This window comes from Streptomyces thermolilacinus SPC6, assembly GCF_000478605.2.
Classification (GTDB): Bacteria; Actinomycetota; Actinomycetes; order Streptomycetales; family Streptomycetaceae; genus Streptomyces; species Streptomyces thermolilacinus.
In genome coordinates this window covers 5,741,744-5,760,901 of sequence record NZ_ASHX02000001.1, presented here as the reverse complement: position 1 = coordinate 5,760,901, position 19,158 = coordinate 5,741,744, and the positions used below count along the sequence as shown (strand labels likewise).

15 protein-coding genes are annotated in these 19,158 nt (G+C 71.5%); 9 read left to right on the top strand and 6 right to left on the bottom strand.

The window, feature by feature from the left end:
* Window positions 1-16: 16 nt before the first annotated feature.
* Window positions 17-934, bottom strand: a complete 918-nt coding sequence (locus J116_RS25015) for a LysR family transcriptional regulator (RefSeq protein WP_023589813.1) — start codon at window positions 932-934, stop codon at window positions 17-19.
* Between the two features lie 83 nt (window positions 935-1,017).
* Between J116_RS25015 and J116_RS25010 the strand changes: the two genes are divergently transcribed.
* On the top strand, window positions 1,018-1,986 hold the full coding sequence (locus J116_RS25010; RefSeq protein WP_235617382.1) for an EamA family transporter: 969 nt from the start codon (window positions 1,018-1,020) through the stop codon (window positions 1,984-1,986).
* Window positions 1,987-2,334: 348 nt separating this feature from the next.
* On the opposite strand, the gene J116_RS25005 is transcribed toward J116_RS25010, so the two are convergent.
* On the bottom strand, window positions 2,335-3,180 hold the full coding sequence (locus tag J116_RS25005) for a GntR family transcriptional regulator (RefSeq protein ID WP_023589811.1): 846 nt from the start codon (window positions 3,178-3,180) through the stop codon (window positions 2,335-2,337).
* 304 nt (window positions 3,181-3,484) lie between these two features.
* Here J116_RS25005 and J116_RS25000 point away from each other — a divergent pair, with 304 nt between their 5' ends.
* The 6 genes from J116_RS25000 to J116_RS24975 all read left to right on the top strand — a co-directional run bounded on the left by J116_RS25000 (window position 3,485) and on the right by J116_RS24975 (window position 10,918).
* On the top strand, window positions 3,485-4,714 hold the full coding sequence (locus tag J116_RS25000; protein WP_162850462.1) for an extracellular solute-binding protein: 1,230 nt from the start codon (window positions 3,485-3,487) through the stop codon (window positions 4,712-4,714).
* Between the two features lie 3 nt (window positions 4,715-4,717).
* Window positions 4,718-5,644, top strand: coding sequence for a carbohydrate ABC transporter permease (locus tag J116_RS24995; protein WP_023589809.1), 927 nt, complete (start codon window positions 4,718-4,720; stop codon window positions 5,642-5,644).
* Window positions 5,641-6,477 carry a carbohydrate ABC transporter permease gene (locus J116_RS24990; protein WP_023589808.1) on the top strand — a complete coding sequence of 279 codons (837 nt, stop codon included), beginning with the start codon at window positions 5,641-5,643 and terminating at the stop codon, window positions 6,475-6,477. The genes J116_RS24995 and J116_RS24990 overlap by 4 nt, the downstream gene beginning before the upstream one ends.
* A 60-nt stretch (window positions 6,478-6,537) precedes the next feature.
* Window positions 6,538-8,109, top strand: a complete 1,572-nt coding sequence (locus J116_RS24985; protein ID WP_023589807.1) for a beta-N-acetylhexosaminidase — start codon at window positions 6,538-6,540, stop codon at window positions 8,107-8,109.
* Between the two features lie 77 nt (window positions 8,110-8,186).
* The gene (locus J116_RS24980; RefSeq protein WP_023589806.1) at window positions 8,187-9,611 is read left to right on the top strand and encodes a cellulose binding domain-containing protein; all 1,425 of its coding nucleotides are present in this window, start codon (window positions 8,187-8,189) and stop codon (window positions 9,609-9,611) included.
* A gap of 290 nt (window positions 9,612-9,901) precedes the next feature.
* Window positions 9,902-10,918: a LacI family DNA-binding transcriptional regulator gene (locus tag J116_RS24975; protein ID WP_028964488.1), complete on the top strand. Its 1,017-nt coding sequence runs from the start codon at window positions 9,902-9,904 to the stop codon at window positions 10,916-10,918.
* Between the two features lie 80 nt (window positions 10,919-10,998).
* On the opposite strand, the gene J116_RS24970 is transcribed toward J116_RS24975, so the two are convergent.
* The 3 genes from J116_RS24970 to J116_RS24960 form a co-directional block, all read right to left on the bottom strand.
* Window positions 10,999-11,859 carry a carbohydrate ABC transporter permease gene (locus tag J116_RS24970; protein WP_028964487.1) on the bottom strand — a complete coding sequence of 287 codons (861 nt, stop codon included), beginning with the start codon at window positions 11,857-11,859 and terminating at the stop codon, window positions 10,999-11,001.
* Window positions 11,856-12,905: a carbohydrate ABC transporter permease gene (locus J116_RS24965; protein ID WP_028964486.1), complete on the bottom strand. Its 1,050-nt coding sequence runs from the start codon at window positions 12,903-12,905 to the stop codon at window positions 11,856-11,858. Before J116_RS24965 ends, J116_RS24970 begins: the two co-directional genes overlap by 4 nt.
* Before the next feature lie 80 nt (window positions 12,906-12,985).
* Window positions 12,986-14,305 carry an ABC transporter substrate-binding protein gene (locus J116_RS24960; RefSeq protein ID WP_023589802.1) on the bottom strand — a complete coding sequence of 440 codons (1,320 nt, stop codon included), beginning with the start codon at window positions 14,303-14,305 and terminating at the stop codon, window positions 12,986-12,988.
* Window positions 14,306-14,585: 280 nt separating this feature from the next.
* Between J116_RS24960 and J116_RS24955 the strand changes: the two genes are divergently transcribed.
* Window positions 14,586-17,009 carry a glycoside hydrolase family 2 protein gene (locus J116_RS24955; RefSeq protein WP_023589801.1) on the top strand — a complete coding sequence of 808 codons (2,424 nt, stop codon included), beginning with the start codon at window positions 14,586-14,588 and terminating at the stop codon, window positions 17,007-17,009.
* On the top strand, window positions 17,006-18,046 hold the full coding sequence (locus J116_RS24950; RefSeq protein ID WP_023589800.1) for a LacI family DNA-binding transcriptional regulator: 1,041 nt from the start codon (window positions 17,006-17,008) through the stop codon (window positions 18,044-18,046). The genes J116_RS24955 and J116_RS24950 overlap by 4 nt, the downstream gene beginning before the upstream one ends.
* A gap of 62 nt (window positions 18,047-18,108) precedes the next feature.
* Here the strand turns inward: J116_RS24950 and J116_RS24945 are convergent, their stop codons facing one another.
* Window positions 18,109-19,095, bottom strand: a complete 987-nt coding sequence (locus J116_RS24945) for an acetylxylan esterase (protein WP_023589799.1) — start codon at window positions 19,093-19,095, stop codon at window positions 18,109-18,111.
* Window positions 19,096-19,158 lie beyond the last annotated feature (63 nt).

The following is a 19,158-nucleotide window of genomic DNA, read 5'->3' as shown; positions in this document are numbered from 1 at the left end:
ATGGCCGGCCAAGCGGTCAGGGCGCCAGTGACGTACGTCGGCGCTCTCTCGCGGACCGCTGGAGGAGGAGTTCGGTGACCAGGGCGAGGGGAGGCCAGTCGAGGCGGCCGTGGCGGGCCACGGCGTAGGCACGCAGTTCGACGTCCGGGGTGTCGAGCGGGAGGAGCCGCACGGCCGGGAACGTGACGGTCCCGAGGGGGAGCAGGCCGACGCCGAGCCCGGCGGTGATCATGCCTTGCACGAGGTCGAGGCTGTCGGCCTGATGGGTGATGCGCGGGGTGAAGCCCGCCATGGAGGCGAGGGTGCGGATGACGGTCTCGTCCGCGGTGTTGCGGGAGTTGACGATCCAGTCGTGCCCGGCGCACTGGGCGAAGACCTCCAGTGTCGTCCCCTCCCTGACGTCGGCCTCCACCGGGACGCCCAGGCCCCAGCGCGCGGTCCACAGGGCCGTGGCGCGCACCGCGGGGTCCTCCGTCGCGGGCGCCAGGTTGTAGTCGTACGTCAGAGCCAGGTCCGCCATGTCATCGGCCAGGAGCTGGAGCGCCTCGGCGGGTTCGTGTTCGCGGACCAGGACATGGAGGCGGGGGTGGCTGCCGGACAGGGTGGTGATGACGGGCAGCAGGTGGGTGCGGATCGCGGTGGCGAAGCCCGCGACGCGCAGCGTGCCGTTGGGCTCGCTCCCCGGGGCGAGGTCATGGCGCGCCGCCTCGACGGCGGCGAGGATCGTCACCCCGTGCTCGGCGAGCCTGCGGCCTGCGGGGGTCAGCCGGACCCGGCGTCCGTGGGGCTCGATCAGGGCGGTGCCCATGTCATCCGCCAGGGCGGCGATCTGCTGCGAGACCGTCGAGGTGGTCGTGCCCAGCATGTCGGCCACCGCCCGCATGGACCCCAGCCGGGAGAGTTCCACCAGCATCCGCAGTCGTCGTGTCTCCATACGGCCATTGTCCGGGATTCCCGAACGGAATCTTAAGGATCGACACGTGGACGTGAACGGTCTCGGTGGCCTGTACTGAGGCCATGACACCCCTGGATCTCCGCCCCCGTCCCCGCGCCGGTCGACCGGGCCTGCCCGGCTCCGCCACCGGTTCCCTCATGGCCGTCTGCTCCATGTCCACCGTCCAGCTCGGGCTGGCACTCTCGGTGCCCCTGCTCGACCGGCTCGGCGCGCTGGGCACGACGGGGTTGCGGCTGGCATGGGCGGGCGTCCTCCTGCTGGCCCTCGTCCGGCCCCGCCTCCGGGACCACACGGGCCGGGACCTTCTGGCGTGTGCCGTCCTGGGCGCGGTCAGCGCGGGCATGATGCTGTTCTTCATGCTCGCCGTGACCCGGCTGCCGCTCGGCACCGCCAGCGCGCTGGAGTTCCTCGGGCCACTTGCCGTATCCCTCTTCGGCCAGGGCCGCGGTCGTAAGCGCTGGACGGCCATGGCGGCCCTCGGTGTCGTCGCACTGACCGAACCCTGGCGCGGCGGCATCGACGCGGTCGGTGCGGGCTTCGCGCTGGCCGCCGCGGCCTGCTGGGCCGCGTACATCCTGCTCACCCAGCACGTGGGCGACTCGGTGACCGGCCTCGGCGGGCTGGCGATCTCCATGCCCGTCGCCGGCCTCATCGGCCTCCTCGTCGCAGCCCCCTCCGACCTGCAGCACGTCACGTGGAAGCTGCTCGGAGCCATGCTGGGGCTGGCCGCACTGAGCGCCGTGCTGCCCTTCGTCCTGGAGTTCCTCGCACTGCGCCGCCTGACCACCTCCGCCTTCGGCACCCTGATGAGCCTGGAACCGGCCATCGCGGTCCTCGCCGGTCTGCTGGTGCTCGGACAGATACCCGGCCTCGCCCCCGCGGCCGGCGTCGCCTGCGTCGTGATCGCCGGAATCGGGGCCACCCGCACGGGCGCCCGCCCGACGCCGACGGGCCCCGGCGCTCACCAGGACACAGCCCGGGTGGACTCCGCCCGGCAAGAACCTGAGGGCCGGATCCCGTCGGGCCGATGACGTGAGCGGCCGTCGCCGGGGCCGGGCCGTGGCGTCGGGCCCGTAGCCGGACGGCGGTGCCCGCGGCCATCGGCCCTCCCCGTCGAGCGGGCCGCGTCCAGGAGACGGCGATCCCGTTCCGCGGGCTGATGGCAGGGCGCACGCGAAGTGCCGTGGCGATCGGCCACGCGTCAGGCCGCCCCGGGGTGGCATGGGCCAACGCACGGAACGCGTGCGTGGGGCTGCGTGCGAGGCGCTCGTCGTCGACGGCCGCTGTCAGGACGGACGTTCCCGTGAGCCCGCGTCCGGGAAACCAGGGGGCACGCTCCTGCGGCCCCACCGCGCGCCCCGGCTCCTTCCCGTCACGCGTCAGGGGCTGTGCTGGACGACACCCCGGGTGGAGAAGGTGACCGGGTCGCCGCCGGTGAAGTCGCCGGGCGGGATGCCCGGGTGGTGGCCTTCCTTCGCGGTGGGCTGCTCGTCGCGGGCGCTGAGGGTGAGGCGGGAGACGATGCGGTAGCGGTCGCCGCGGTAGAGGGAGTGCACGTACTCCACCGCACGGCCCCGGGAGTCCGTGGTGAGCCGCTCGAACAGGAGGGCGGGAGAGAGCTCCGGCACGTCGAGCAGATCCGCCTCGGCGCGGGTGACCACGGTGGGTTCGATGGACTGGACGGCCTCGCTGACCCGGACGCCGTGCCGGTCCCTGAGATTCTCGTACAGGTCGCCCTGCTCAAGTTCCTCGCTGGTCAGGCCGGGTACGAGGTCGGCCCGGACGTGCAGGTGCTCGATGGCCATGGGGGAGCCGTCCACGAGGCGGAGGCGGGCCGCGTACAGGATCTCGGCGGCGGGCGAGACACGGAGCTTGCGGCTGACCCGCGCGCCGGCCGGGAGGGTGCTGAACTCCAGCAGCCTGCTCGTCCACACCCCGCCGGCCCGCGGGAGGCTGAAGGAGTTCTGGTCGGAGATCAGCTCCTGGGTGATCTTCTCCGCGGCCACGAACATGCCCCGGCCGTGCTCACGGACCAGGAGTCCGGCGACGACCAGCTCGTCGACGGCCGCGCGCAGCGTGGGGCGGGACACGCCGAGGCTGGCGCACAGGGCGCGTTCGGACGGGATGGCGTCACCGGGGCGCCGTGCCTCGATGAGTTCGAGGATCGCGTCACGGACCCGCTCGCGTTTGAGCATCGCGCCGGAGGCTGCCGCGTCGATCTCCATAGGGACTCTCGTTCGTCGTCGGGAAACCTGCCGCTCCACCATAGCCCGCTGGTCAACCACAACTGGTCAACTGGTAATAGAAGGCAGAGAGGTGGAGGTGAGCCCCATCGAGCGCCTCCGCCCCCTCAACCCCCAAAAACCCTCATTGCTGCGGGGGTTGACGACGCCATTGGTCCATGCCACCTTCGTCTCGCGCCAACTGGTAAACCCCTGACGGATAAGTGGTCAGCTCGGGTTTCCCTCCGTTCCCAGGTCCCAGAGGTGAACCGTGAAGCACCGCCGCCCCCTCACCCTGCTCGGCGCCATGCTGCTGAGCACCGGACTCGTCGCCTGTTCCTCCTCCGGCGACGGGCAGGACGCCGCAGGACCGACCGTCCTCGACGTCTGGCTGATGCGCGACAGTGTCTCGGATGGCTTCCAGAAGGAGTTCGAGGCCGGCTTCGAGAAGGCGCACCCGGGGATCGACGTCAGGATTCAGATCCAGGAGTGGGAGGGCATCGGCGAGAAGGTCACCGCCGCCCTCGCCAGCAACGACGCTCCCGACGTCATCGAGGTCGGCAACACCCAGGTCGCCCAGTACGCCCAGAGCGGCGGGCTCACCGACTTCACCGACAAGGTCGCCGAACTCGGCGGCGACACCTGGCTGGAGGGCCTCGCCGAACCCGGCGCCTGGGAGGGCAGGCAGTACGGCATCCCGTACTACGCCGCCAACCGGGTCGTCGTCTACCGCACCGATCTCTTCCGGAAGGCCGGCGTCGACGCCACCCGGATCAAGACGCGCGACCAGTGGCTCGCCGCCACCGAGAAGCTGAACAAGGACGGCGTCCAGGGCATCTACCTACCCGGCCAGAACTGGTTCGCCCTCGCCGGGTTCGTCTGGGACGAGGGCGGCGACCTCGCCGTCCAGGAGGACGGCAGGTGGAAGGGTGGCCTGGACACCCCCGAAGCGCTCAGGGCCATGGAGTTCTACCAGCGGCTCCAGGCGCTCGGGAAGGGCCCCAAGGACTCCGACGAGTCCCGCCCCCTCCAGGCGGACGTCGTGGCCGAGGGGCAGGTGGCCCAGGTCATCGCCACCCCCGGCAGCGCCGACGTCATCGAGCAGAAGAACCCCGGCCTCAAGGGCAAGCTGGGCTTCTTCCCCATCCCCGGCAAGACCGCCGACACCCCGGGCGCCGTCTTCACCGGAGGCTCCGACCTCGTCGTACCCGCCGTCGCCCCGCACCAGCGGGAGGCGTACACCTTCATCAAGGAGCTCACCGGCGAGGCCTGGCAGACGAAGCTCGCCCTCGCGATGAGCTACGTCCCCAACAGGACCACCCTCGCCGGCGCCGTCGCCTCCGACCCCGGCGCCGCGGCCATGGCGGTCGGCGCTGCCAACGGACATGCCACCCCCAACACCCCCCAGTGGGCCGCGGTCGAGGCGAAGAACCCCATCAAGGACTACATGACGGCCGTGCTCACCGGCCGTGACGCGAAGGCCGAGTCCACCAAGGCCTCCGAGTCCCTCACCACCACGCTCAACAGCGGTTCCTGACCGATGGCCGCCAGTTCACCCCGGCGACCGCCCCGCGGACGCCCGCTCGCCCTCGGCCCGTACCTGCTGATCGCACCGGCGGTCCTGGGCATGCTCTACCTCCTGCTCTACCCGTTCGGCCGGGCCCTGCTCATCTCCTTCCAGGACTTCCGGCTGCGCGAACTGATCAGGGGCGACGCCGAGTTCGTGGGGCTGCGCAACTACGAAGCCCTGCTGGCCGACCCGACGTTCTGGGAGGTCGTCCGCCGCACGTTCCTCTTCATGGCCGTCAACGTCGTCGCCATCATGGTCCTCGCGACCCTCGTCGCCCTGATGACCGAACGGCTCGGCAGAGCCGGCCGGGCCGTGGTCCTCAGCTCCCTGGTCCTGGTGTGGGCGGTGCCCGTCGTGGCGGCCACCACCGTCTTCCAGTGGCTGTTCCACTCCGAGTTCGGCATCGTCAACGCCACCCTCACCGACCTCGGCTTCGACTCCTTCGAGGGCTACACCTGGCTCGCCGACGGCCGCGCCGCCTTCGCGATCCTCGTCCTCCTCATCGTGTGGCAGTCCGTGCCGTTCGCCGCCGTCACCCTCTACTCGGCCCTCACCACCGTCCCAGGAGAGCTGTACGAGTCCGCCCGCCTCGACGGCGCCGACGCCCTGCGGATCTTCCGCTCGGTGACCTTCCCCCTCGTGCGGCCGATCTTCATGCTCGTCCTCTCCCTGGAGGTGATCTGGACCTTCAAGGCGTTCGTCCAGATCTGGGTCATGACCCGCGGCGGACCGGGCGACGCGACGACGATCCTGCCGGTGTACGCCGTGCAGACCGCCCTCGCCCACCAGCGCTACGACCTCGGATCGGCCGCGTCCATGGTCACCGTCCTGCTCATGAGCGGCGTCCTCGTCCTCTACTTCCGCCAACTGTTCCGCCAGGAAGGGGAGCACCTGTGAGCCCGAGGCGCACGCTCCGCTGGCTTCCGCTTCACGCGGCCGCCGCCCTGACCGTCGTGATCTGCCTCTTCCCCGTGTACTGGATGGTCGCGACCGCCTTCAAGCCGTCCCGCGACATCCAGTCGTACGAACCCCGTCTGATCCCGGAGGAGTGGACCTTCGAGCACTTCCGCACGGCGGTCCAGGCCGACGGCTTCGCCCTCTTCTGGCGCAACAGCGTGCTGGTCACCCTCGGCGCCGTGGTCCTCGCCCTGGTCGTCGCGCTCGGTGCCGCGTACGCCGTCGCCCGGCTGCGCTGGCGCGGCCGCCGCCAGTTCGTGCTGGCGGTGTTCATCGCCCAGATGGCGCCCTGGGAGTCCCTGGTCATCCCGATCTACATCATCTCCCGCGACACCGGCATGCTCGACCGGCTGCCGACGCTCACCCTCGTCTACTTCATGATCACCCTGCCGTTCACGGTGGTCGTCCTCCGCGGCTTCATCGCCGGCATCCCGCCCGAACTGGAGGAGGCGGCGCAGGTCGACGGCTGCACCCGGGTCGGCGCCTTCCGCCGGATCGCCTTCCCGCTGCTGGCCCCCGGCCTCATGGCCACCTCGCTCTTCGGCTTCATCACCGCCTGGAACGAATTCACCTACGCCAACTTCCTCATCATCAAACAGCAGGACAGCCGCACCCTGCCGGTCTGGCTCTCCTCCTTCCAGACGACCTTCGGCACCGACTGGGGCGCCACCATGGCCGCCTCCACCCTCTTCGCGCTGCCCGCGCTCGTCGTCTTCCTCGCCCTGCAGCGCCATGTGACCTCAGGACTCACCGCGGGCGGAGTCAAGGGCTGACCGCCCCCCACCCGCCCTCCCGCGCCGGACACCCGCGCAGAACACCGGAGACCAAGCCCCGTGGACCTGCCCCGCCCCGCACCCCCGCGCCCCGACCTCGCCCTCGTCCCCCGGCCCCGCCGCCTCTCCTCGCGCCCCGGCCGGTTCCGCCTCGACGCCAGCACCCGGCTGCGCGTCACCGCCGGTGCCGAACAGGCCGCCGACCTCCTGCGCACGTACCTCCGGCCCGCCACCGGTCTGCGCCTGGAACACGCCGACGACGGCGTCTTCTCCCTCGCCCTCGACCCCGCCCTCACCGGCCTCTCCGAGGAGGGGTACGGACTGACCGTCTCCGAACACGGCGTGCTCCTGCGCGCCGCCCGCCCCGCCGGGCTGCTCCGCGGCGTCCAGACGCTGCGCCAGCTCCTGCCGTACCAGGCCCTCACCGGCCGGTCCGGCACGGAGGTCGAACTGCCCGGCGTGGAGATCACCGACGTGCCCGCCCACCCGTGGCGCGGCATGCTGCTCGACGTCGCCCGCCACTTCCAGCCGGTGTCGTACCTCCACCGCTTCGTCGACCTCCTCGCCCTGCACAAGCTCAACGTGCTGCAGCTCCACCTCACCGACGACCAGGGCTGGCGGATGCCGGTGGCCGCGTACCCCCGGCTCACCGAGATCGGCGGCCGGAGGACGCAGTCGATGGTCGGCCCCGCCGGAAGCACCCGCTTCGACGGTCGCCCGCACGGCGGCTCCTACACCCGTGCCGAACTCGCCGGCCTCGTCGCCCACGCGGCCGCCCGTGGCGTCACCGTCGTACCGGAGATCGGCGTGCCGGGACACGTGCGGTCCGCCCTCGCGGCCCATCCCGAACTGGGCAACCACCCCGACCGTCCGCTCGACGTGTGGACCCACTGGGGCGTCTGCGCCAACGTCCTCGGCGTCGGCGACCACGTCCTGGACTTCTTCCGCACCGTCCTGGACGAGACGATGGACGTCTTCCCCTCCCCGTACGTCCACCTCGGCGGCGACGAGGTCCCCACGCAGGAGTGGGAGACCAGCCCGGCGGCCCTCGCCCGCGCCGCGCGCGAAGGGCTGCCCGGCCCGCGCGCCCTGCACGGCTGGTTCATAGGCACGATGGCCGACCACGTCGTGAGGGCGGGCCGCCGGCCGGTCGCCTGGGCCGAGGACGGCACCGCGCTGCCCCCGGCCTGCACGGTGATGAGCTGGCGCACGCCAAAGCACGCCTGGGCGGCGGCCCGCCGGGGACACGACGTCATCCACGCCGACCACCGCCGCACCTACTTCGACTACGCCCGCGACCCGGGCCCCGGCGAACCGCCAGCCCAGCCGGGCCACATCACCGACCTGCGCACCGTGTACGGGGTCGGCCTCCTGCCGCCGCCGGGCGAAGCGGGACTCGCCGAGAAGGTCCTCGGCGTGCAGGGGCAGCTGTGGACCGAGTTCGTCCCCACCCCCGCACACATCGAGTACCTCACCTTCCCCCGCCTGTGCGCCCTCGCCGAGCGGGCGTGGAACCCCACCGCCGACTGGCCGGACTTCACCGGCCGGCTGGACGGGCACCGCGCGCGGCTGACCGCGCTCGGCGTACCGCACGACACCCTCCCGGCCCCGACGGCGCACGCCCCCGCGTGAACCGGTCGCGGCACCGCCCCGCACACCCCCACGAGCCCTCCCGCCGCCCGGCGGGAGCGAACGAAAGGAACCGTCGGATGAGCAGCCGTACCACCCGCCGCAGCACCCGGGCGGCCCTCGCACTGGCCGCCCTCGTCGGCAGCGCGGCCCTGGCGACCCTGCCCGTCACCACCGCGTCCGCCGCCCCCGGCGACGGCCTGGCCGTCCAGTACCGCACCAGCGCGAGCGGCGCCACCGCCGACCAGAGCGAGCCCTGGCTCAAGGTGCGCAACACGGGCACCACCACCGTGCAGCTCAGCCAGGTCAAGATCCGCTACTACTTCAAGGCCGACTCCCCCACCGCCGCCTACCGCTTCGCCTGCTCCTGGGCGGTCAAGGGCTGCTCGGTCGTCACCGGCACCTTCGGCACCCTCCCGAACGCCACCGCGACGGCCGACCGCTACCTGGAGATCGGCTTCACCCCGGCGGCCGGCTCCCTCGCCCCCGGCGCCGACACCGGCGACATGCAGCTGCGCTTCCACCAGTCCAACTGGCAGACCCTCAACCAGAGCGACGACTACTCCTTCAACGGCGCCCGGACCATGTACGCCGACTGGGCCCAGGTCACCGCGCGGATCTCCGGCGCGCACGTGTGGGGCACCGCCCCCGCCGGGAACGAGCCGACCGAACCGCCCACCACCCCGCCCCCCGGCGGCGGTGCCACCCTCTTCGACGACTTCTCCTACACCTCGCACACCGACCCCGCCCTCGCCGCCCACGGCTGGAGCGTCCGCGCCAACCCCGGTGGCCCAGGCGTCCCCGGCGCCACCTGGGACCCCTCCAAGGTCACCTTCCTCACCCAGAGCGGCAACACGGTGATGAACCTGGAGACCTCCAGCGCCGGCACCGGAGCCACCACCACCCACACCGAGGTCCTCACCAAGGCCACCAAGTTCAAGAACGGCACCTACGCGGCCCGGGTGAAGTTCTCCGACGCGCCGAAGTACGGCCCCGACGGCGACCGCGTCGTGCAGACCTTCTTCACCATCAACGACCTCAAGGCCCCGATGGCCGACGACTACGCCGAGTACGACTTCGAGTACCTGCCCAACGGCGGCTGGGGCGAGCCGGCCAACATCCTCTACACGACCTCCTGGGAGACCTACAACCCCGACCCCTGGCAGGCGGTCAACCAGCACAGCGAGAGCCGCACGAGCTTCGCCGGCTGGCACGACCTGGTCGTCACCATCGACAACAGCAGGATCACCTACTACGTCGACGGCGCCCTCTTCGGCGTCCACGACGCGGCCTACCTGCCCGAACGGCCCATGTCCATCAACTTCAACCAGTGGCTGATCGACCTCAACGGCCAGACGTCGACCACCCCGCGCGCGTACGACCAGCAGGTCGACTACGTCCTGCACGTCAAGGACCAGGTCCTCAGCCCCGCCCAGGTCACCGCGAAGCTCGCCGCCCTCCGCGCCGCCGGCACCACCTTCGTCGACGAGGTCCCGGCCTCCTGACCGACGGGGCGGGACGACCCGCGGGGCGTCCCGCCCCGCCCGACCGTGCCGGAACCCCCTGCCGGTGGCTTCGCACGGCCGGGCGGCCCAGGATCGCGCACGCGGACCGGCGCTCCGGTGACCAGCCACGCGGCTCCCGCCACACCGGGGCGGGAGCCGCGCCGGTGCGAGTCTCCCGGGCGCCCCGGTGCCCCGCCGGGTGCCGGGGCGCCCGGAACCGTGTCCGACGGGTCCCGTGCCGTTGCGGGTAGGGTGCCGTGACGGGAGGACTGTGCAGAGTGGGAGTACGCGTGAAGCGGCCGACTATTGCGGACATCGCGCTCCGCGCCGGGGTGTCCAAGGTGGCCGTCTCCTATGCCCTCAACGACCAGCCGGGGGTCTCCGATTCGACCCGCGCGTCGATCAAGGCGATCGCGGAGGAGCTCGGCTGGCGTCCCAGCAGTGCCGCGCGGGCCCTCAGCGGTGCCCGCGCCCAGGCGGTCGGCCTCGTCGTGCGGCGGCCCGCTTCCGCCCTCGGTACCGAGCCGTTCTTCATGGAGTTCATCAGCGGGATCGAGAGCGTCCTGTCCGACCGCGCGTACGCGTTGATGCTGCAGATGGTCGACAGCGAGGAGCGCGAGACGGAGATCTACCGGCGCTGGTGGGGTGAGCGGCGGGTGGACGGCGTGTTCCTGGTCGATCTGCACACCGACGATCCGCGCGTGCCGGCGATCGAGGCCCTCGGGCTGCCCGCCGTGGTCATCGGGCCGCCGCACACCGCGGGTTCGCTGCCCGCGGTGTGGTCGGACGACGCGAAGAGCGTCCAGGAGGCGGTGCGGTACCTGGTGGCGATCGGCCACCGGCGCATCGCGCGGGTGGCCGGTCCGGAAGGGTTCGCGCACACCGCCGTCCGGGACGCCGCCTTCCGTGAGGTCTGCGCGGAGGCGGGGCTGCCCGCGCCCGAGATCGTCCACACGGACTACACGGGGGACGAAGGGGCCCGCGCCGCCCGCCGGTTGCTCATCGCGGCGGAGCGCCCCACCGCGATGATCTTCGACAACGACATCATGGCGGTGGCCGCGCTCTCCGTGGCCCAGGAGATCGGGCTCTCGATCCCCCGCGACCTGTCCGTCGTGGCCTGGGACGAGTCGCAGCTCACCCAGGTCGTCAGGCCCGCGCTGTCCGCCCTCGCCCGCGACATCCCGGCGTACGGGGCCAGCGCGGCACGGACGCTGCTCGCCCTCGTCGCGGACGAGGAGGTCGGGAACGTGGAGGAGGAGTGCGCCCGGTTCGTACCGCGCGGAAGCACCTCCGCCCCCTCGGCCTGAGCCCCTCCCCGATCCGAGGGCCGCTCCCCCTGTGCCGCCCCCTCGGCACGGGCCCGCCCCGCGGACGGCGGTCCTGACCGCTACTTCGTGGCTCCCTGCGCGAAGCCGTTGTAGATCCACCGCTGGAGCAGCAGGAACACGACGAGCGTCGGCAGGATGACCAGGATCGCGCCCGCCGAGATGGCCTCCCAGTGCGCGCCGAAGGGCCCCTTGAAGCGGAACAGCGAGGTCGAGATGGTCCCGAGGTCCTCCGAGTGCAGATAAAGGAAGGGGATGTAGAAGTCGTTGTAGGTGGTGATCCCCTTGATGATGACGACGGTGGCGATCGCCGGCTTGAGCAGCGGGAAAATGATCTTCCGGTAGATCGTGAACGCGTTGGCCCCGTCGAGGCGGGCGGCCTCGTCCAGCGAGTGCGGGATGGAGCGGATGAACTGGAGGAAGACGTACACCGAGACGATGTCCGTGCCCATGTAGAGCAGGATCGGCGCCCAGTGGGTGTCCACCAGGCCGAAGCCGTTGACGACCTGGAAGGTCGCGACCTGGGTGGTGACGCCCGGTACGAGCGTGGCGACGAGGAAGAGCGCCATGACCGGCTTCTTCGCCCTGAAGTCGAAGCGGTCGACCGCGTAGGCCGTCATCGAGCCGATGATCACGGTGCCGCCGACCGAGAAGACGAGGATGAAGGCGGTGTTGCCGAACGCCGCGAGCATGTGGCCGTCGGTGAACGCCGTGGCGTAGTTCGCGAAGTTCAGCCAGTCGCGCGGCAGAGAGAGCGCTCCTCCCTTCGCGACCTCGTCCGATGTCTTGAGCGACGTGAGGAAGACGACGAGCAGCGGCAGCAGGACGACCAGGGCCGCGGCGATCAGGGACAGGTAGGTGAGCGCGGTCCCGATCGGCAGCCGTCGGCGCGCTGTCACGGCGGGGGTCATACCGGGGGTCATACGAGGTCCACCTTGTCGTCGGGCACCAGCCTGCGCTGGACCCAGGTGATCAGCAGGATGATCGCGAGCAGCACCACGGCCGCGGCCGAGGCCAGGCCGGTCTTGTTGAACTGGAAGGCGAGCTTGACCGTCTGGATGACGAAGGTCGACGTGCCGGTCGCGCCGCCGGTCATGATGTAGGGGATCTCGAACACGGACAGGGAGCCGGAGATCGCCAGGATGACGCTGAGGCTGAGCACGGGCTTGATGCTCGGAGCGATGATGTGGCGGAACTGCTGCCACTTGCCGGCTCCGTCCATCTGGGCCGCCTCGTACAGTTCGCCGGGAACGGACTGGATGGCGCCGAGGAAGAGGACGAAGTTCAGCCCTGTGAAGCGCCAGACCGACACACCCGCCAGGGATGTGTTGGCGGAGGTGGGGTCGCCGAGCCAGGCGTGCTCGGTGCTGACGCCGAACCAGGCGAGCAGGGAGTCGAGCGTTCCGCCGTCCTGGAAGAAGTAGAGGAAGACGAAGCCGATCGCGACCCCGTTGATCAGGTAGGGGAAGAAGAGAACTCCCTTGAAGAAGTTGCGGAACCTGAGGTTGAAGCTCAGGACCGTGGCGAAGTAGAGGGCGACGCCGATCTGTAGGACGGACGCGGCGAGGTAGTAGCCGCTGACGAAGAAGACCCGGAAGAGTTCCGGGCGGGTGAAGATCTGGACGTAGTTGTCCACCCCCGTGAACTCGCGGTCGGGACTCACCCCGTCCCAGTCGGTGAAGCTGTAGATGATCATGCTCACCACGGGCACATAGGTGAACGTGATCAGCAGTGCCAGCGGCGCCGCCAGGAAGAACCACGGGGTGGCGCGCCGGAGCGGGGAGTCACGCCAGGAACGTGCCCGTGCGCTCTTCCCGGTCGTCCGGCCCGTTCCGCTCGATCCGCTCGATCCGCTCGATCCGCTCGATCCGCTCGATCCGTTCGAGCGCTTCCCGGCCCGGACGGTGGACGGTGTGGCGGCCGCCACGGCGGGGGTGGTCCGGGAGGAGGGCAGAGGTGTGTCGGTCATGTCGGCCTTTCGTGTCCGCGGCTGCGGGAGCCGGGGCCCCGGCCGGCGCCGTACGGCGGCCGGGGCCCGCTCCGCCGGTGTCAGGAACCGGCGGTCCTCGCCGCCTCGTCCCACCTCTTGTTCAGGTCGGCGAAGAAGTTCTGGAGGCTGCCGTCCTGTGCTCCGCGCGCGGTGTCGATGAGCTTCTGCCGGTAGTCGGGCTTGTTCAGGCCGATCTCGGCGGCGTTGTCGATGTCGTTGACGAGGGCCGTCCGGGCCTCCGAGCGCTCCACGAAGCTGACATCGTTGTCAGCGAAGTCCTTGAGCGTCGCCGGCATGGGAGCGGACTTCACCGCGGGCACCGCGCCCTCGCGCTCCGAGTAGCCGGACTTGTCGGTGAACCAGTCGATCCACGCGCGGGCGGCCGGCTTGTTCCCGGAGTGGGCGCTGACGGCCTGCTGGTAGTCGGAGACCAGGGTGGCGCAGAACTTGCCGTCCTTCTGGGCGGGGAAGGGCATGAAGCCGATGTCCGCCGGGGAGCCTCCGGCCTCCTTCGCCGCACCCTGCATCTGCGTGATCGACCAGGAGCCCAGCATCATCGTGGCGATCTCGCCCCCGGCGAGCATCGCCTTGGACCGCTCCCAGTTCGTGGTGGTCGGGTCCTTCTCGATGAGCCCCTGCTTCACGATGTCATGGACCAGCGTGTCGATCGTGTGCAGCTCGCCCCCGGCCTTCCAGGGCGACACCGGGCCAGCGAGTTCGTCGGTGGCCTTCGCGTCGCAGGTCACCGACCCCACGTTGGAGGTCCACTGGACCAGCGGCCAGCCGTCCTTGAAGTTCGTGTAGTACGGGACGGCGTCGGTCCTGCCCTCGATCGCCTTCAGGGCCGCGAGGAACTCCTGCGGGGTCCTGGGCCACTGGGTGATCCCGGCCTTCTTCCAGACCGCCTTGTTGTAGACGAAGCCGTTGGCCGTGCCGAACTGGGCGATGCCATAGACCTTGCCGGCCACCTCGGTCTTGTCGCTGAAACGGTACTTCGCGGCGAGTTCGGCGGTCGGCCCGAGGGGCGCGAAGAACTTGGGGTAGTCACTCTTGGAGACCGCCGCGGGGATCATCAGCACGTCCCCGTACGCCTTGGTGTTCATACGGATCTTCACCTCCCCCTCGTAGTCCGTGATCCCCTCGAACTCCACCTTCACCTTGGGGTAGACCTTGTTGAACTCCGCCGCGTAGCGCTTCAGCGCGCCGTTCTGGACGAGGTCCGTCCGATGGGTGAGGACCTTGATCTCCCCGGAGACCTCGTTCGGGTCGGCGGGCGCCGCCGCGGTCTCTCCCGACGCCGCACCCCCGCCACTGCATCCCGCCACGGCCAGCATCGCGGCGGTGAGAAGCACGCCCGTGAGCGACTTCGTCTTCCCCATGTGCCCAACTCCTTCAGGGTTACGGCTCAGGTCGATGTGGGATGTCGGCACTATGGCAGGAGCATGTGAACCGGTAAAGCGAAAGTTTCCCCTGCGATGCCCAATCGTTACCGGGGGACCGCTTTGCCGGGCTCAACCTCGCTTCTAAGGCCGAGAGTTGACGAGCTGCCCTTTACGGAGTTTGAAGCTTTACCGGTTCATGGACAGCCGCTGTACGTACGGCTAGGTTGTCGCCGTCGTATACGCATCCCGCCGCAGTCAGGCGATTGGAGCCGCACACATGAAGGACGTCACCCAGCTGACCGAGGGCTGGAGCCTGCGCCATGAGGACGCGTCGCTCCCGGCCCGCGTCCCCGGCTGCGTCCACACCGATCTGCTCGCCGCACAGGTCATACCCGACCCCTTCATCGGCCGGAACGAGACCGAGATCGCGTGGGTGGGCCGGCAAGGGTGGTCCTACGTCACCGCGTTGACCCACGACAGCACGCACGAGCGCACGGACCTGGTCTTCGAAGGACTGGACACCGCCGCGGAGATCACCCTCGCCGGCGAGGTCCTCGGCACGACGCGCAACATGCACCGCGCGTACCGCTTCGACATCACGGGCCGCACCGGCCCCCTGGAGGTTCGCTTCGACTCGGCGTACGAGGAGGCCGACCGGGTCCGCGCGCTCACCGGGGAACGGCCGAACGTCTACCCCGAGCCCTTCCAGTACATCCGCAAGATGGCGTGCGGCTTCGGCTGGGACTGGGGCCCCACCGTCGTGACGGCGGGCATGTGGCGGCCGGTGCGCCTTGAGCACTGGTCGACCGCCCGGCTGGCCGAGGTCCGCCCGCTCGTCACGGTGGACGGTACGACCGGTCATGTCGAGCTACGGCTCAGGGCCGAACGCACGCGGCGGGGCGCCGGCCGTCCGCTGACCGTACGGGCCGCCGTCAACGGGGAGGGGACGGAGAGCGCGGGCGTGGTCTCCTTCACCGGCGAGGAGGCGGTCCTGCGTGTCGAGGTCCCCGAAGCACGGCTGTGGTGGCCGCGCGGCCATGGGGACCAGCCACTGTACGAGCTCGAAGTGACCCTGCTCGACGAGGAGGAGGGGACGCTCGACGTCTGGCGGCGCCGCATCGGCTTCCGTACCGTCGAGCTCGACCGGTCCGCCGACGCGCACGGCAGCGGCTGCACCTTCGTCGTCAACGGCGTGCGGATCTTCGCGCGCGGGGTCAACTGGATCCCGGACGACGTCCTGCCGTCCCGGATCACGCCGGAGCGCTACCGCACGCGGCTGCGCCAGGCCGCCGAGGCCAATGTCGACCTGGTGCGCGTCTGGGGCGGCGGCATCTACGAGGACGACGCCTTCTACGACGTGTGCGACGAGCTCGGGCTCATGGTGTGGCAGGACTTCCTGTTCGCCTGCGCCGCCTACCCCGAGGAACAGCCGCTGCGCGGGGAGGTGGAGGCGGAGGCGCGGGACAACGTCGTCCGGCTCATGGCGCACCCCAGCCTGGTCGTCTGGAACGGCAACAACGAGAACCTCTGGGGCTTTCGCGACTGGGACTGGGAGGAGCCGCTCGCGGGGGACTCCTGGGGGGAGGGCTACTACCTGGGCGTGCTGCCGCGGATCGTCGCCGAACTGGACCCGACGCGCCCGTACATGGCGGGCAGCCCGTGGTCGGGGTCCTGGGACCACCACCCCAACGACCCCCGGCACGGCACCCACCACTCGTGGGAGGTGTGGAACCGCCGGGACTACGCCGAGTACCGCGCGAACGTCCCGCGTTTCGTGGCCGAGTTCGGCTGGCAGGCGCCGCCCGCGCTCGCCACGCTGCACCGCGCGCTGCCCGGCGAGCGCCTCGCCCCCGACTCCCCCGGCATGCTCCACCACCAGAAGGCCGAGGACGGCAACGGCAAACTGAACCGGGGCATCGCGCGGCACTTCCCGCTGCCCGAAGCCGACTTCGACCGCTGGCACTACCTGGCCCAGGTGGTGCAGGCGCGGGCCGTGGCGGCGGGCATCGAGCACTGGCGGGCCCACTGGCCGGTGTGCGCCGGGACCGTGGTGTGGCAGCTCAACGACTGCTGGCCGGTGAGCTCGTGGGCCGCGATCGACGGGGACGGCCGGCTCAAGCCGCTCCACCACGAGCTGCGCCGGGTGTACGCGGACCGGCTGCTGACGCTGCTGCCCGGCGAGGAGGGGCCGGTGCTCGCCGTCGACAACCAGTCGGGCACCCCCTGGCACGCGGAGGTCACCCTGCGGCGGGTCGGCGCGGACGGCACCGTCCTGGCCAGGGCCGTACTGGACGTCGAGGCCGCGCCGCGCTCGGTCGCCCGCCCGGCGCTCCCGGCGGAACTGGTCCCCGCCCCCGGGTCGGCCGACGAGTTCCTCGTCGCCGACGCGGACGGGCTGCGCGCGCTGCACTTCCCGGTCCGCGACCGGGACTTCGCCTACCCGCGGGCCCGGTTCGACGTCCGGCTGGAGGCCGTCACCGGGCAGGACGCGGCCGTCGACGTGGTGGTCACCGCGCGGACCCTGGTGAGGGACCTGCTCCTGCAGCCCGACCGGATCGCCCCCGCCGCCCGCGCGGACCGAGGTCTGCTCACGCTCCTCCCGGGCGAGGAGGCCAGAATCCGGGTGAGCGGCTGCGGGGGCCTCTCCCCCGACGGCGTCGAGCGGGTCCGCGCGGCTCTGTTCAGCGTGGCCCCGGAGTGAGCGCACGCGCCCCTCGTGTGACCATCAACGACGTCGCCTCGCGGGCCGGTGTGTCCAAGGGCGCCGTCTCGATGGCCTTCAACGACCGGCCCGGGGTGTCGCGGGCGACACGGGAGCGGATCTTCGAGGTCGCCCGGGAGCTGGGCTGGGCCCCGCACCATACCGCCCGGAGCCTGTCGGGCCGGCGGGCGGGCATCGTGGGCCTGGCCATCTGCCGCCCGGCCCGGCTGCTCGGTCTCGAACCCTTCTACATGGAGTTCATCTCCGGCATCGAGAGCGTGCTGACGGAGCGCGGCTGTTCCCTGCTGCTGCGTCTGGTCCGGGACCTCGACGAGGAGATCGCCCTGTACGAGGAGTGGTGGAGGAGCAAGACGATCGGCGGGGCCATCCTGGTCGACTTCCAGCAGGAGGACCCGCGGGTCGCGCCGCTGCGGGCGCTGGGGCTGCCCGCGGTCGCCGTCGGGCACCCCTCCCTGACCGGCGGCTTCCCCTCGGTGTGGACGGACGACGCCACGGCGGCGGCCGACGCGGTGCGTTACCTGGCGGCGCTCGGCCACCGGCGTATCGCCCGCGTCGGCGGCCCCGCGGGGCTCGGGCACAGCGCGATCCGCGCGCGGGCGTTCGAGGCCACCATGGCGGAGCTCGGTCTCGACGGCCGCCGCCAGGTGTCGACGCGCTTCGCCGGTGAGGAGGGGGCCCGGGCGACCCGCGGGCTGCTGCTGGCGCGTGACCGCCCGACGGCGATCGTGTACGACAACGACATCATGGCCGTCGCCGGGGCCGCCGTGGCCGCGGAGATGGGACTCGTGGTGCCGGACGACGTGTCGTTGCTGGCCTGGGACGACTCGCAGCTGTGCCGGTTGACGCACCCGCCGCTGTCGGCCCTGAGCCATGATGTGCACCGCTTCGGCGCGGAGGTCGCGCGGGCTCTCTTCGAGGTCATCGAGGGGACCCGGAGCGGCGCCCTCCAGGTGCCGACGCCGTCCCTGGCGCCGCGGGGCTCCACGGGACCGCCCCGTTCACGGACCGGCACATGACGAGGGGCCGTACCCCCGTGCCGGGTTACGGCCTCTCCCCCCTCGCCGCCCGGACCGACCGGCTACCGGCGCCGTGCGGGCGCGAGTCCCCGTGCGCTGAGCCATCGCAGGTGCTCGACGGCGGTCGCTGCCCCGCCCCCGGCGTGGTCGCCGAAGGGCCATTCCCTGATGTCCTTCTCGCCCGCGTAGGCGCGGAAGGCGGCGAGAACGGTGGAGGGCGGGCAGACGGGGTCCATCAGGCCGGCGCTGAACAGCGCGGGTGCCGTGGCCCGTCGGGCGAAGTGCACGCCGTCGAAGTGGCTTAGCGTGGCGAAGACCCGTTCCGCCGCGTACGGGGCCTGGTGGCGGAGGTGGTCGACGAGTTCCGTGTACGGCCCCTCGGTCGCCGTCTCCGCTCCCCGCCGGATGTGGCAGAGGAACGGCACGTCGGGCAGGACTCCCGCGACGCGGTCCCCGACGAGACCGGCGACGGCCAGGGCGAGGCCGCCGCCCTGGCTCGCGCCCTGGACGACGACCCGGTCCGGGTCGACGTGGCGGATGACGCGGGCGGCGTCGACCGCCCGTACGCAGTCGGTGATGAGGCGCCGGTAGTAGTGCTCGGACGGGGATCCGGCGCCCCTGGTCATGTAGCCGTGCACCCAGTGGGTGGCGCTGTCCGGGTGCGGGTCGGGGGTGTCGTGGCCCTGCCCGCGGCTGTCGACGACGATGTGGGCGTACCCGGCGGAGGCGTACAGGAGGTGGTCGACGGCCCGGCCTCGGCCGCCGCTGTACCCGATGTAGGTGATCACCGTCGGCAGCGGCTCCTCGGCCTCCGAGGGGACGACGAGCCACGCGGCGACGGGCTGGCCGGCCCAGCCGGCGAACCTCACGTCGTAGGTGTCGAGGGTGGTCAGCGGCGAGTCGGGCACCGGGCGGATCTCCGGCTCGCCGCCCGCCTCGCGGGCCGTCCGCAGCGTCTCGGTCCAGAAGGCGTCGAAGTCGGTGGGCTCCTCGGGAAGTCCGGTGGCACGGGCGGCCGGATGGTCCGGGGGAAGGTCGGTGTACGGCACGGGAGGCTCCTCCTGGTACGCGGCCGGGCCGCGCTCTCCCTGGAGCGGTCGGCCGGGTCGCCG

What these genes read in the sequence shown, in the direction of transcription:
- J116_RS25015 (WP_023589813.1), bottom strand. Translation starts at nt 934, where the DNA reads ATGGAGACACGACGACTGCGGATGCTGGTGGAACTCTCCCGGCTGGGG.
- J116_RS25010 (WP_235617382.1), top strand. Translation starts at nt 1,018, where the DNA reads ATGACACCCCTGGATCTCCGCCCCCGTCCCCGCGCCGGTCGACCGGGC.
- J116_RS25005 (WP_023589811.1), bottom strand. Translation starts at nt 3,180, where the DNA reads ATGGAGATCGACGCGGCAGCCTCCGGCGCGATGCTCAAACGCGAGCGG.
- J116_RS25000 (WP_162850462.1), top strand. Translation starts at nt 3,485, where the DNA reads ATGCTGCTGAGCACCGGACTCGTCGCCTGTTCCTCCTCCGGCGACGGG.
- J116_RS24995 (WP_023589809.1), top strand. Translation starts at nt 4,718, where the DNA reads ATGGCCGCCAGTTCACCCCGGCGACCGCCCCGCGGACGCCCGCTCGCC.
- J116_RS24980 (WP_023589806.1), top strand. Translation starts at nt 8,187, where the DNA reads ATGAGCAGCCGTACCACCCGCCGCAGCACCCGGGCGGCCCTCGCACTG.
- J116_RS24970 (WP_028964487.1), bottom strand. Translation starts at nt 11,859, where the DNA reads ATGACCCCCGGTATGACCCCCGCCGTGACAGCGCGCCGACGGCTGCCG.
- J116_RS24965 (WP_028964486.1), bottom strand. Translation starts at nt 12,905, where the DNA reads ATGACCGACACACCTCTGCCCTCCTCCCGGACCACCCCCGCCGTGGCG.
- J116_RS24960 (WP_023589802.1), bottom strand. Translation starts at nt 14,305, where the DNA reads ATGGGGAAGACGAAGTCGCTCACGGGCGTGCTTCTCACCGCCGCGATG.
- J116_RS24955 (WP_023589801.1), top strand. Translation starts at nt 14,586, where the DNA reads ATGAAGGACGTCACCCAGCTGACCGAGGGCTGGAGCCTGCGCCATGAG.